Here is a 12,538-nt window from a genome sequence, read left to right on the forward strand (position 1 = left end):
GCCTGTCTCAGATGACGCGGTGAGCCCCCGGGGCGGGATTCGCCTCGAAGATCGTGGGCGGTGTCCAGTCCCGGGCCGCGTAGGCGCCGATGATCGCCGCCTGTACCCCGGCGGCACGGTCGGTGGCCGTCAGGACGATCGCCGAGCCGCCGAAGCCGCCACCGATCATGCGGCCGCCCCGGGCCCCGGCGCGCAGGGCCTCCTCGACGGCCACGTCGGCCTCCGGCCACGAGATCTCGAACTGGTCCCGCAGCGACAGATGGGACGCCGTCAGCATCGACCCCAGCTCCGTCACCGCACCTGCCCGCAGTAGCCCGACGACCGCCTCGACGCGGTGGTTTTCGGTGACGACGTGCTGGACGCGGCGGCGCAGCACCGGATCGGCCAGCGACGCGAGCGCCGCGGCGAGGTCCTTGACGTCACGGAGAGCCGGGACGCCCAGGAGCCGCGCGCCCTCCTCGCACTCGGCGCGGCGCTCCGCGTACTCCCCGCCGGTCAGGGTGTGCGTGGCGCGAGTGTCCACGACCAGCAGGGTCAGCCCGGAGGCCGAGGGGTCGAAGGGCACCTGGGAGGTCAGGCCCGAACGGCAGTCGAGCATGAGCGCGTGACCGTCCGTGGCCAGCAGTGAGGCCGACTGGTCCATGATCCCGCAGGGCATGCCCACATGCTCGTTCTCGGCCCGCTGGGCGAGCAGCGCCAGCTCCCGCCGGTCCATCTCGATCCCGTACAGGTCGCAGAGGGCCAGCGCGGTGGCGCACTCCAGCGCCGCCGAGGACGACAGGCCCGCGCCGGCCGGCAGGTCGGAGTCGATCAGCAGCGACGCGCCGCCGGCGCCGTGCTCGTGCAGCAACCAGGCCACCCCGGCAGGGTAAAGAGCCCACCCATCCAGCGAACCACCCTTCACCGGCACGGTGATGCCCTGATCGGCGGCTTGCAACGACCGCACGTGCAGCATGCCGTCGTCGCGGCGGGCCGCCGCGACCGAGACGCCGAGATCAAGGGCGAACGGCAGGACGAAACCGTCGTTGTAGTCGGTGTGCTCGCCGATCAGGTTGAGCCTGCCGGGTGCGTGCCAGACGCCCTCGGGGGCCCGCTGGTAGGCCTCACCGAAGGCCGCCGAGAGGGCGGAAGGATCGGGGCTCATCGCGACTGGAGGAAGGTCCAGGCGTCGTTGACCATGGTCCGGAGATCCCGCTCGGGCTTCCAGCCCAGCATTGACTGGATCTTGTCGGACGAGGCCACCAGTACCGCCGGGTCACCGGCGCGGCGCGGGCTGACCACCGCCGGGATCGGGTGCCCGGTCACCTCGCGGCAGACCTCGATGACCTCGCGGACCGAGTAGCCGCTGCCGCTGCCCAAGTTGAAGATCTTGTGCTCGCCGGGCGTGCCCGCCTCGCCGGGCGCGCACGCGTCCAGCGCCAGCAGGTGCGCCACGCCCAGGTCGACCACGTGCACGTAGTCGCGGATGCAGGTGCCGTCGGGCGTCGGGTAGTCCTCGCCGAACATGCTGACCGACTCGCGCTCACCCAAGGCAACCTTGAGCACGTTGGGGATCAGGTGGGTCTCGACGGTGTGGCGCTCGCCATACGCCCCGTACGCCCCGGCCACGTTGAAGTAGCGGAGCGAGACGCCGCCCAGGCCGAACAGCCGGGCGTACTCGGCCAGCGCCGTGTCGATCGCGAGCTTGGACGCGCCGTACGGGTTGGTCGGCCGGGTCGGGTCGGTCTCCAGGATCGGCGTGGACTCCGGCTCGCCGTAGGTCGCCGCCGTGGACGAAAAGACGATCTTGGATACGCCGGCCCGGCGCATGGCGTCCAGCAGGGCCAGTGACTCACCCAGGTTCTTGTCCCAGTACAGCCCCGGCTTCTCCACCGACTCGCCGACCAGCGACTTGGCCGCGAAGTGCAGCACCGCGTCGAAGTCCGCGCCGTCGAGCACCTCGAACGCCTTGTCGCGCAGCGTGCCCTGGACCAGCCGGGCGCCCTCCGGCGCCGCGTCCTCGTGCCCCGTCGACAGGTCATCGAGCACGACCACCTCGTGCCCGGCCTCCAGCAGCAGTGCGGTGACGACGCTGCCGATGTAGCCGGCGCCTCCGGTGACGAGCAACTTCACTGGTGAGTCCTCCTGCTTCTGGGATCTTCCGCTTCTGAGATCTTCTGGGGTCTGGGCTGGGCCGCGATGCCGGTCCAGGCTATCCGTAAGGAGAACCTGGGAAGGCTGAACGAATGGACCCGATGGAGCCGCGGCAGCCAGGGCCGCCGCAGGCAGTCCCGCCGCAACCCCCGCCGCAACCCCCGCGGCGGGTCGCCCGGCCGCTGGTCTGGTTGTTGTCCAAGTCCACCGATCTCGCCGTACGGCTGGGCGGCGGCGATCCGCAGGCGCTCCGCGAGGAGATCACAGCGGATCGCATGCGGGCCATGGTCGCCGAGAACACGCAGCTCACCGCCGAGGAACGGGAGTTGATCGAGGAGGTCTTCGCGGCCGGAGAGCGGCCCCTGCGCGAGGTCCTGGTCCCGCGTACCGAGGTGGTGTTCCTGGACGCCACGCTGCCGCTGTCCACGGCCGCCCGGATCGCCGCCGCGACGCCGCACTCGCGGTTCCCGGTGTGCCGGGACTCCCATGACGAGGTGATCGGCTTCGTGCACATCCGCGATCTGCTGGTGCCGGAGGTGGCGGATCGTTCGGTCCCGGTGGGCGAGCTGGTCCGGCCGGTGTTGTACCTGCCCGCGTCGCAGCTGGTGTTGCGGGTGCTCTCGGAGATGCGGCGCGAGGGGCACCACCTGGCGATCGTCATGGACGAGTACGGGGGAACGGCGGGGATCGTCACTCTCGAAGACCTTGTCGAAGAACTCATCGGTGACATCCGCGACGAATATGATGTGAAGGACGCACATGCCCGCCGCCTGCGCGACGGGGTGGTCGAGGTCGACGGCCTGCTCAACCTGGACGACTTCGCCGCCGAGACCGGCATCCGGCTGCCCGCGGGGCCCTACGAGACCGTCGCGGGGCACATCATGGCCGCCCTCGGGCAGGTGCCTGCCGAGGGCGACTGGGTCGAGGTCGGCGACAGCCGGCTCGCCGTCGCGCGGATGGACGGGCGCCGCATCGAGCGGGTGCGTGTCAGTCCGAACCCCCCTGCCCGCGGGGGCGTCCCACCGGATGGGGGAGACACGGGTCACGTGGACACCGCTGCCGCAGAGATCATCGGCCACGATGCCTCCGGTCACCACGCTGCCACCCACACTGCCAGCACCCACGACGTCAGTACCCACGACGTCAGTACCCACGACGCCAGCACCCATGACGCCGCCTCGAGCGAGGCCTGAGAGAATCGGTCCGTGCACATGTCCGAAGCGCCCCAGCAGCCCACCACCGGCACGACCGCACCGCGCGTGCTGTCAGGGATCCAGCCCACCGCCGACTCGTTCCACCTCGGTAACTACCTGGGTGCACTGCGGCAATGGGTCGCGCTTCAGGACTCGCACGAGGCCTTCTACTGCGTCGTCGACCTGCACGCCATCACGGTCAAGTACGAGCCGGAGGCGCTGCGCCGCCGTTCGAGGGTGTCCGCGGCCCAGCTGCTCGCCATGGGCGTCGACCCCGAGCGCTCCACCCTCTTCCTGCAGAGCCACGTGCCCGAGCACGCCGAGCTCGCGTGGGTGATCGGCTGCCTCACCGGCTTCGGCGAGGCCGGCCGGATGACGCAGTTCAAGGACAAGTCCTCCAAGCAGGGCGCCGACGCGACCACCGTGGGCCTGTTCACCTACCCGATCCTGCAGGCCGCCGACATCCTGCTCTACACGCCCACGCCGGGCCCGGGCGAGCGGGTCTTCCACGTGCCGGTCGGCGAGGACCAGCGCCAGCATCTGGAGCTGACCAGGACGCTCGCGCAGCGCTTCAACCACCGGTTCGGCGACACGTTCGTCGCGCCCGAGGCCTACATCCCGCAGGGCGCCGCCAAGATCACCGATCTCCAGGAGCCGACCGCCAAGATGAGCAAGTCGGCCTCGTCGCCCCAGGGCATCATCGACGTGCTGGAGGAGCCGGGCCCGATGCGCAAGAAGATCATGCGCGCGGTCACCGACACCGGCTCGGAGGTCATCTTCGACGAGGAGAACAAGGCCGGCGTCTCCAACCTCCTGCGCATCTTCGCCGCGCTGGAGGGCAGCTCGGTCGAGGAGGTGGAGCGGCGGTACGTGGGTTCGGGCTACGGCCAGTTCAAGAAGGACCTGGCCGAGGCCGTGCTCGACACGTTCGGGCCGATCCGCGAGCGCACCCAGAAGCTGCTGGACGACGAGGCGGAGCTGGAGCGCATCCTTGCGCGCGGCGCCGACCGGGCCAGCGCGGTCGCAGCGGGCACCATGGACATCGTGCGTGACCGGGTGGGATTCGTGGGACGTGGCCACTAGGCGTTCCCCGGACGCCGCAACACCGCGTGGTCCGGGCACGGGGCAGAGGGCGATCGGGGTGGCCATCCCGATCCCCGAGCCCTATGGCACCGGGCTGCAGCGCAGGCGGGAGTCGTTCGGCGACGAGCTCGCGTCGGCGATCCCCACCCACATCACCCTCCTGCCGCCGACCGAGGTCGGCGAGGGCGACCTCGACCCCATCGAGGGGCACCTGCAGATGATCGCCGCCGCGGAGCACCCGTTCCGGATCCTGCTGCGCGGCACCGGCACCTTCCGGCCGGTGTCGCCGGTGGTCTTCGTGGCGGTCGCCGACGGGATCGCGGGTTGTGAACGGATCCAGCGGCAGGTGCTGGCCGGCCCGCTGGCCCGCGAGCTCGACTTCCCGTACCACCCGCACGTGACGGTGGCCCATCACCTGCCGGAGGAGGCCATGGACCGGGCCTTCAAGGAGCTGGCGGGATACGAGGCCGACTTCGAGGTGCGGGGTTTCTCCCTGTACGAGCACGGCGATGACGGGGTCTGGCGGCCGAGGCGCCACTTCGCGTTCGGCCGCGGCGCCGACGGCGGACCCGTGCGCAATGTGATCATCTGATTGCGCTGAGATCATCTGATTGCGCATTGAACGGATTCCACCGGGTACGTGCCGTACATGCGGCAGGCGATCGCCGAGGTCCAGCGCCGCTTCGGCGCGCTCCAGGAGACGGGCAAGGACCGGTTGCGCGGTCTGCGAGGGCGCTGGCCCGTCTTCGACCACCTCGCCCGCGCGTACGAGCGTTACCAGGACCGGCGCGGCGACCGGCTCGCCGCCGCCCTCACCTGCTACGCCTTCCTGTCGTTCTTCCCGCTGCTCGCGCTGGCGTACGCGCTGCTCGGCTATCTGGTCATGTTCAGCGAGAAGGCGCGCGACTACTTCGTCGAGGCGATCAACTCGCTGCTGCCCGGCCTGTCCGACCAGCTCGGGGTGGAGGAGATCGTCAGCTCCAAGGCGGCGGTCGGGGCGATCGGCCTGATCGGCCTGCTGTTCACCGGGCTCGGCTGGGTGGCGGTGCTGCGCGAGTCGTTGCGCGACATCTGGGGGAACGACCCGAACGGCGACACCAACTTCTTCCTCAAGAAGGCCTATGACGCCACCGTCCTGGTCTTCCTGGGGGCGACCCTGATCTGCTCCGTGGCGGTGTCCACGGTTACCTCCCAGGCCACCCACACGGTGCTGGGCTGGCTGGACCTGGACGACGTCACCGGCGCGGGCACCATGCTGCGCCTGCTGTCGCTGACGGTCGCGATCCTCTTCAACACCCTGGTCTTCCTGGTGCTCTTCTCGCGGCTGTCCGGCACCCGCGCGCCCTGGCGGCGCATCATCAAGGGCGCGCTGTTCGGAGCCGTGGGCCTGGAGATCCTCAAGCAGATCGCCACGCTGCTGCTCTCCCACACCACCGCCAACCCGGTGTACGCCTCGTTCGCGGTCCTCGTCGGGCTGATGGTGTGGATCAACATCGTGTCGCGTTTCCTGCTCTTCGTCGCGGCCTGGACCGCCACCCGCAAGATCGTCCTGAGCGCCGACGAGCAGGCGAGCACCCGCGACCCCCAAGACGAGCACGATCCCCAAGAAGACGCGAAGGTGAACATCGAGCAAGTCAAACCGGTGGCCAGGGGCACTCCCACGGGCGCTTCTACTGGCGTTTCCACCGGCAAGGACCCCTAGGCCCCGGAGGCCCCATAGGCCCCTTAGGTCCAGAAGTCGTCGTCGGTGTACTGGTCCTCGGCCAGCGTCCTTATCTCGGTGATCCGGCCGTGGTCGATGCGGAAGACGTCCACCGCGTGGCTGTCGAGCACCTTGCCCGGCCGTTCGGCGTACCTCTGGACGAGCGCCACGCCGTGCTCATCATCGGCCATGACCGCGTAGGGCTCACTCTGGAAGGTGCCGCCGGACAGCTCGAACAGCCGGACGTAGAAGCCGAGGATCTCTTCGGGGGTGCGGTATTCGCCGCAGAGCGGCCCGCGGCCGGGCACGCGGTGCACGACCCGATCTGCCAGCAGGCCACGGATGAAGTCCATGTCGCCCTTGGCGAACGCGGTGTAGCCGTCGCGCAGCAGGGTGACGTTGGGGTGCTCGGAGGCCGGTGGCGCATAGGCATGGCGATGTGACACGACGCATCCTCCTGAACACGCCGGCCCGCCGCCCAGCCTGCGACACTGCCGACCGGCGTCACTGACGAGAGTAGTCCTGGGATCCGGCCGTGGCGAGTGCAGGGGCCGGTGCTCAGGTGTCGTGGCGGCGCCGCAGGAGGACGAAGGCGAGGACGCCGGCGGCCAGGACGGCGCCACCGGCCCCAGCGACGATCAGGCCCCAGCCGCTGCCGGAGTCGTTGCCCGGAAGCCCGTTCACGGCCGGGAGGACACCGCCGCCGTCGTCCTTCTTCTTCGGCGTGGTCACGTCGCCGGGCGGTACCAGGGTGCCCACCGGCTTGGCCTTGCCGCGTGCCCGGAAGCCCCAGTCGAGCAGCTGCTTGGCGTACTTCGACGGCGGCATGTCCGCGCGCATCAGCGAGACGATGATCGTGTGCCCGCCCCGGCGTGCGGCGGCCACGAAGGTCTGCCGGGCGTTCTCGGTGTAGCCGTTCTTGCCGCCGAGCATGCCCGCGTAGTCCTGTGCCTGGCCCGGCAACATGCGGTTGTGCGTGTGGATCGGGTAGCCGCCGATCTTCTTGCCCTTCTTGCGCTGCGCCTTGGTGGGCGGCGCCGGGAACCAGTGGTCGATCTTCTCGGTGTAGCGGCGGAAGGCCGGGTTCTTCATGCCCTCCCGCAAGATCAGGGCCAGGTCGTACGCCGAGGTGTGCTGGGTCTTCACCGTCAGGCCGAGGTCCTTGTCGAGCCCGTTCGGCGAGCCGGCGAGGGTGTCGCGGGCGTTGATCCGCCGCGCCTCGGTGTTCATGTCGGCGAGCGTCTTCTTCATCCCGCCGTTCGCCTCGGCGAGCGTGACCGCCGCGTCGTTGGCCGACATCATCATGAGCGCGTGGAAGAGGTCGGACACCTTGTACTGCAGCTTCGGCGTCATGCCGACCTTGGTGCCCTCGACGTCGCAGGCCTGCCGGCTCGGCCGGACCATCCGGTTCGGGTCCAGCTTGGGGATCAAGGCCAGCGTGGTGAGGGTCTTGAGCGTGCTGGCAGGCAGGTACTGGCCGTGCGGGTCTCTGGCGGCCAGCACCTCACCGGTGTCGCCGTTCGAGATGATCCACGACGCCGCCTTGATCTTCGGCGCGGCCGGCACCCCCGGGCCCGGATTGATCACGACCCCCCGGCCGGCCAGCTGGGGTCCGCCGACAGGGTCGCCGGGCTCCGTCCGGGCTCCAGCGGCCTGGGCTCCCGCGGCCGGAGCCGCGGCTCTGGCTGGACTCGCTGTCGCCGGTGCTGCCGCGTACACGGGCGCGGCGATGAGTGAGGCCGCGACGAGCGGCACGGTGAACGCGGTGGCGGCGCGGCGTGGTCTCCTCATGATTCCCCGAAGACTAGGCGACACGTCCAGAGGACCGGAAGCCGTGCGCGACGTGTCTGGCAGGAGTGACTGAAGGTCATGTATTGCCCATTGTCGCCCACCAGGTACTGTCACATTGCGTGACCAGTGCTTATTTGGGTCAGGTATAACTAGTTCGTTCGGGTGGTGCACTCTCGGGCAAAGGTGACCGAAAAGGGTGACCGGCCGTGATCGGCCGCCGCCCGTACGAGTCAAATGATCCGCAAAGGGCATGGAGTCCCGCAGGGTGGCGGGCACGGGCGCCATCATGGAGTGAACGCCGACCCTGGTCGGCCTGGGACGGCGTTTGTCCAGGCTTAGGGACCCGCTGGCTGAATTGCGCCACGTGCCACGCATCGACCTGCAAGGATTGTGGACGGAGGTTGGCCGTGGCCATTGACTTCAACCCTTCCCGCGGCGCGACGCTGGGCGTGGAGTGGGAGCTCCAGCTCGTCGACGCGGAGACGATGCACCTTCGGCAGGACGCGCGCGAGGTGCTGGCCGCGCTGCCGTCCCTCAGTGAGGGCGGCGACAACCCCAAGATCCGACATGAGCTGATGGAGTCCACCGTCGAGATCGTGACCGATATCAGTCACACCGTCGGCGAGGCCAAGGCCGATCTGGCCGGCACGGTCGCCGAGCTGCGCGCCGCCGCTGACGTGCGCGGCCTCGCGCTGGCCTGCCTCGGGACCCATCCGATCAGTGACTGGCGGGACGCGGTGATGGCGCCGATCCAGCGCTACGCCGAGTTGATCGAGCAGATGCAGTGGCTGGCCCGAAGGATCCAAACGTTCGGCGTGCACGTTCATGTTGGTGTGCGAAACGTCGACAAGGCGATTCCGATCGTCAACGCGCTCTCCGCGTACCTCCCGCACTTCCTCGCGCTGACCGCCTCCAGCCCGTTCTGGAGCGGCAGCGACACCGGGCTGGCGTCGAGCCGCGCCGTCGTCTTCGGCCAGCTGCCGACGGCCGGTCCCCCCCACTTGCTAGACGATTGGGCGGCGTTCGAGGATTACATGGACACCTTGCTGCGCGCCGGGACCATCCGGAGCATCAAGGAGGTGTGGTGGGACATCCGCCCGCATCCCGATTTCGGCACCATCGAGATCCGGATGTTCGACGGCATTCCCACCATGCGGGAGGTGGGCATGGCCGCCGCGTTGTGCCAGAGTCTCGTCACGCTCTTCGACCAGCAGCTTGATCGCGGCTACACCTTGCCGCGGCCGGCCGCCTGGGTGGTCCGCGACAACAAGTGGCGCGCCACCCGCTACGGCCTCGACGCCATCGTCATTACCGATGACACTGGAAGCACCGCCCCGCTCCGCGACGATCTCTACGAGCTGATCCGCGAGCTGGAGCCGGTGGCGGACCGCCTGGGCTGCGCGGAGGAGCTGAAGGTGGCCGGGGAGGTCCTCGAACACGGGGCACCGTACGAGCGCCAGCGCGCGATCCGCGCAGAGGGCGGCACTTTGGAGCAGGTGGTCGAAGCAGCGATCACGGAGTTCGCAGAGGACAGATTCGTCACTCTGGGGGAGGTTGCACATGTCGGGACCTGAGGAGCCGCCCGGCGACGCGCACACCCCACGCAGCACTCCATCAAACGACACCCCATCGAACGCTCCGCGGGACGGCACATCCGCCGCCGGAGCCGACAACGAACAGACCACAGGGCGGGCGCCGTTCGGCTCCGCCATGGCGCAGGGGGCGCATATGACGAAACCCGGACCCGGGGTGATGCCCGGCCTTGAACCACCGACCGCCCCAGGGGCGGCCGAGCAGCGCGAGACATCGTCCGCCGGGATCACCCCGACGGGAGTCACGCTTGGCGGGGAGGCGCTGCAGCCGCAGCTGGACTCCTTCCTGGCGGGGCACGAGGACGACCTCACGCTCTTCCGGCGTGATCTCCATATGCACCCGGAGCTGGGCTACGCCGAGCACCGCACCACCCAGCGGATCGTCGAGCGGCTGACCGCCGCCGGGCTCCGCCCGCAGGTGCTGCCCCGCGGCACCGGGCTGTTCTGCGACATCGGCCCGGAGGACGGCCCGACCGTCGCCCTCCGCGCGGACATCGACGCACTGCCCCTCCAGGACGAGAAGGACGTTCCCTACCGTTCGACGGTGCCGGGCGTCGCTCACGCCTGCGGCCACGACGTGCACACCACGATGGTGCTCGGGGCCGGTCTCTTCCTGGCCCAGCAGGCCGCGGCGGGGCTCCTGCCCGGCCGGGTCCGGCTGCTCTTCCAGCCCGCCGAGGAGACCCCCGGCGGCGCCCTGGACGTGATGGCCGCCGGCGGCATCTGCGGCGTGGACCGCGCGTTCGCCCTGCACTGCGACCCGCGCATCGAGGTCGGCCAGCTGGGCCTGCGCACCGGTCCGATCACCGCGGCCTGCGACAAGGTGTACGTGAAGGTGACAGGGCCCGGCGGCCACACCGCCCGGCCGCACCTGACCGCCGACCTGGTCTACGCGCTCGCCAAGATCGTCACGGAGCTGCCCGCCGCGCTGTCGCGCCGCGTCGATCCGCGGTCCAGCCTGTCCCTGGTCTGGGGCCGGGTCTCGGCCGGCTCGGTCGCCAACGCGATCCCCGATGACGGCATCGCCGAGGGCACCGTGCGCTGCCTGGACGACGAGGCCTGGCACCGGGCGCCCGAGATGATGAAGTCGCTGCTGCAGTCCGTGGCCGCCGCGTACGACGTGGAGGCCTCGCTGGAGTACGTCCGCGGCGTTCCCCCCACGGTCAACGAGGCGACCAGCGTGCAGATGTTCCGCGACGCGTCGGCGGAGGTGCTCGGCGACGAGGCCGCGGTGCCCACGCCGCAGAGCCTCGGCGGCGAGGACTTCGGCTGGTACCTGGAGTCGATCCCCGGCGCCCTGGCCCGCCTCGGCGTCCGCACGCCGGGTTCGACGGCGGAGTACGACCTGCACCGGGGCGACTTCGACGTCGACGAGAGCTGTATCGGCGTCGGCATCCGGGTCCTGGTCGCCACCGCTCTGAACGCCCTGTGGGACGGGGGCCGCCCCGGCGACCCCGAGCAGGTTCTCAAGGCCTCCACGGCGACCTGATTCTCGACGGCGACATCACCACGGGGACATGACCACAGCGACATGACCCTCACGGCGACTTGATTCGGCCGGGACCCTGGTCCGGAGAATGCCCGGACCAGGGTCCGGGGGGTATCCGGACCTTGGTCCGGGGCGCGTCGGGACTCCGGTCCGGGGCAGCCCCGGTAAGCTGCGGGCGACCGCCTCGCCGATCATGGGATCTGCCATGGTCGACGTCCGTTTCACTGCTGTGACCTGTGGCGATATGCGTACGCATTGGTAACGACCGCATTGCGAATCGGTGCACGTGGGATGTTTTGGTCCACTCGCGAGGTAGCGTCCAGTCGATTTCAGTGGCCGGTTTTGGCCGCTATGTCTGGGTGGGGAATGGAAGGAGCGCTACCTTGCGCCGTGGACTCAAGATTTCGCTCGTCACGCTGACGGGTGCAGCGCTCACGCTGAGCGCCTCCGCGTGCGGTGGCAAGAAGGCCGAGACCGGCGGTGACGGCGGCGACAAGAAGACCCTGAAAGTGGGTCTGGCGTTCGACATCGGCGGCCGTGGCGACCAGTCGTTCAACGACTCGGCGGCGGCGGGTCTGGACCGGGTCAAGAAGGACCTGAACATCCAGACCGAAGAGATCTCCGCCAAGCCGGACGAGCCGGACGCCGACAAGGAGTCGCGCCTCCGCCTGCTGGCCACCAAGGGCTACAACCCGATCATCGGTGTCGGTTTCGCCTACACCAACTCGATCAACAAGGTCGCCAAGGCGTTCCCCAACACCAAGTTCCTGGTCGTCGACGCCGACCAGTGCAAGGTCGAGGGCACCAACGTGCTCGGCGCCTGCTTCTCCGAGGAGCAGGGCTCGTTCCTGGTCGGCGCGGCCGCCGCGCTCAAGTCCAAGACCGGCACCATCGGCTTCATCGGCGGCGTGAACGTGCCGCTGATCCACAAGTTCCAGGCCGGGTACGAGGCGGGCGCCAAGGCCGCCAAGCCGGGGATCAAGGTCCTGCCGGCCAAGTACCTGACCGAGCCGCCGAACTTCGACGGCTTCAAGAACCCGGCGCTCGGCACCGAGGCCGCCAAGGGGCAGCTCGACAAGAACGCCGACGTGATCTACCACGCCGCGGGCGGCGCGGGCATCGGCGTGATCAACACGGTCGGCGCGGCCAAGAAGCTCGCCATTGGCGTCGACTCCGACCAGTACAACCTGCCGGCCGTGGCCTCGGTGAAGGAGCAGATCCTCACCTCCATGGTCAAGCGGGTCGACCTGTCGGTCTTCGACTTCGTCGAGTCGGTCAGCAAGGGCACCTTCCAGGCCGGCACGAAGAAGTACGACCTGAGCAACGACGGCGTGGCCTACTCCGCGTCGGGCGGCAAGGTCGACGACATCAAGGCCAAGCTGGACCAGTTCAAGGCCGACATCGTCAGCGGCAAGATCAAGGTGCCCACCAAGTGAGCTGAGGCCCGGCCTCTCTCTGCTGGCCACTCTCTGCTGGCCTCTCTCTGTGCCGGCCCTTCGCCGTGATGGTCCCGCCGGTCTCGCGACCGGCGGGGCCGCGGCGAAGGGATTTCGAC

At 69.6% G+C, this 12,538-nt stretch carries 11 protein-coding genes; 7 read left to right on the top strand and 4 right to left on the bottom strand.

Going from position 1 to position 12,538, the window contains the following annotated elements; all coding sequences use genetic code 11:
• Positions 1-7 precede the first annotated feature (7 nt).
• Both galK and galE read right to left on the bottom strand, forming a co-directional pair.
• A complete protein-coding gene (galK, locus tag ACH34W_RS19880; RefSeq protein ID WP_395962399.1) occupies positions 8-1,144 on the bottom strand; it encodes a galactokinase in 1,137 nt (378 codons plus the stop codon).
• The gene (galE, locus tag ACH34W_RS19885) at positions 1,141-2,112 is read right to left on the bottom strand and encodes a UDP-glucose 4-epimerase GalE (protein WP_395962400.1); all 972 of its coding nucleotides are present in this window, start codon (positions 2,110-2,112) and stop codon (positions 1,141-1,143) included. The genes galK and galE overlap by 4 nt, the downstream gene beginning before the upstream one ends.
• A gap of 113 nt (positions 2,113-2,225) precedes the next feature.
• Between galE and ACH34W_RS19890 the strand changes: the two genes are divergently transcribed.
• The 4 genes from ACH34W_RS19890 to ACH34W_RS19905 are packed head-to-tail and all read left to right on the top strand — an operon-like array spanning position 2,226 to position 6,111.
• Positions 2,226-3,326: a hemolysin family protein gene (locus tag ACH34W_RS19890; protein WP_395962401.1), complete on the top strand. Its 1,101-nt coding sequence runs from the start codon at positions 2,226-2,228 to the stop codon at positions 3,324-3,326.
• Between the two features lie 18 nt (positions 3,327-3,344).
• Entirely contained in the window at positions 3,345-4,409 is a 1,065-nt protein-coding gene (trpS, locus tag ACH34W_RS19895) for a tryptophan--tRNA ligase (RefSeq protein WP_395962718.1), read from the top strand.
• 58 nt (positions 4,410-4,467) lie between these two features.
• The gene (locus tag ACH34W_RS19900; protein WP_395962402.1) at positions 4,468-5,001 is read left to right on the top strand and encodes a 2'-5' RNA ligase family protein; all 534 of its coding nucleotides are present in this window, start codon (positions 4,468-4,470) and stop codon (positions 4,999-5,001) included.
• A 57-nt stretch (positions 5,002-5,058) separates the two neighbouring features.
• Positions 5,059-6,111 carry a YihY/virulence factor BrkB family protein gene (locus ACH34W_RS19905; RefSeq protein WP_395962403.1) on the top strand — a complete coding sequence of 351 codons (1,053 nt, stop codon included), beginning with the start codon at positions 5,059-5,061 and terminating at the stop codon, positions 6,109-6,111.
• 23 nt (positions 6,112-6,134) lie between these two features.
• Here the strand turns inward: ACH34W_RS19905 and ACH34W_RS19910 are convergent, their stop codons facing one another.
• Positions 6,135-6,557 carry a nuclear transport factor 2 family protein gene (locus ACH34W_RS19910; protein WP_395962404.1) on the bottom strand — a complete coding sequence of 141 codons (423 nt, stop codon included), beginning with the start codon at positions 6,555-6,557 and terminating at the stop codon, positions 6,135-6,137.
• A gap of 112 nt (positions 6,558-6,669) precedes the next feature.
• Positions 6,670-7,902 (bottom strand): D-alanyl-D-alanine carboxypeptidase family protein, encoded by a 1,233-nt coding sequence (locus ACH34W_RS19915; RefSeq protein ID WP_395962405.1) that lies wholly within the window; start codon positions 7,900-7,902, stop codon positions 6,670-6,672.
• A gap of 407 nt (positions 7,903-8,309) precedes the next feature.
• Between ACH34W_RS19915 and ACH34W_RS19920 the strand changes: the two genes are divergently transcribed.
• The 3 genes from ACH34W_RS19920 (at position 8,310) to ACH34W_RS19930 (ending at position 12,419) form a co-directional block, all read left to right on the top strand.
• Positions 8,310-9,476 (top strand): glutamate--cysteine ligase, encoded by a 1,167-nt coding sequence (locus ACH34W_RS19920; RefSeq protein ID WP_395962406.1) that lies wholly within the window; start codon positions 8,310-8,312, stop codon positions 9,474-9,476.
• Positions 9,463-10,983, top strand: a complete 1,521-nt coding sequence (locus tag ACH34W_RS19925) for an amidohydrolase (protein ID WP_395962407.1) — start codon at positions 9,463-9,465, stop codon at positions 10,981-10,983. Before ACH34W_RS19920 ends, ACH34W_RS19925 begins: the two co-directional genes overlap by 14 nt.
• Positions 10,984-11,366: 383 nt before the next feature.
• Entirely contained in the window at positions 11,367-12,419 is a 1,053-nt protein-coding gene (locus ACH34W_RS19930; RefSeq protein WP_395962408.1) for a BMP family protein, read from the top strand.
• Positions 12,420-12,538 lie beyond the last annotated feature (119 nt).

The sequence above is a fragment of the Actinomadura sp. 6N118 genome (assembly GCF_044326415.1).
Lineage (GTDB): Bacteria > Actinomycetota > Actinomycetes > Streptosporangiales > Streptosporangiaceae > Spirillospora.

What these genes read in the sequence shown, in the direction of transcription:
- galK (WP_395962399.1), bottom strand. Translation starts at nt 1,144, where the DNA reads ATGAGCCCCGATCCTTCCGCCCTCTCGGCGGCCTTCGGTGAGGCCTAC.
- ACH34W_RS19890 (WP_395962401.1), top strand. Translation starts at nt 2,226, where the DNA reads ATGGACCCGATGGAGCCGCGGCAGCCAGGGCCGCCGCAGGCAGTCCCG.
- trpS (WP_395962718.1), top strand. Translation starts at nt 3,345, where the DNA reads ATGTCCGAAGCGCCCCAGCAGCCCACCACCGGCACGACCGCACCGCGC.
- ACH34W_RS19905 (WP_395962403.1), top strand. Translation starts at nt 5,059, where the DNA reads ATGCGGCAGGCGATCGCCGAGGTCCAGCGCCGCTTCGGCGCGCTCCAG.
- ACH34W_RS19915 (WP_395962405.1), bottom strand. Translation starts at nt 7,902, where the DNA reads ATGAGGAGACCACGCCGCGCCGCCACCGCGTTCACCGTGCCGCTCGTC.
- ACH34W_RS19925 (WP_395962407.1), top strand. Translation starts at nt 9,463, where the DNA reads ATGTCGGGACCTGAGGAGCCGCCCGGCGACGCGCACACCCCACGCAGC.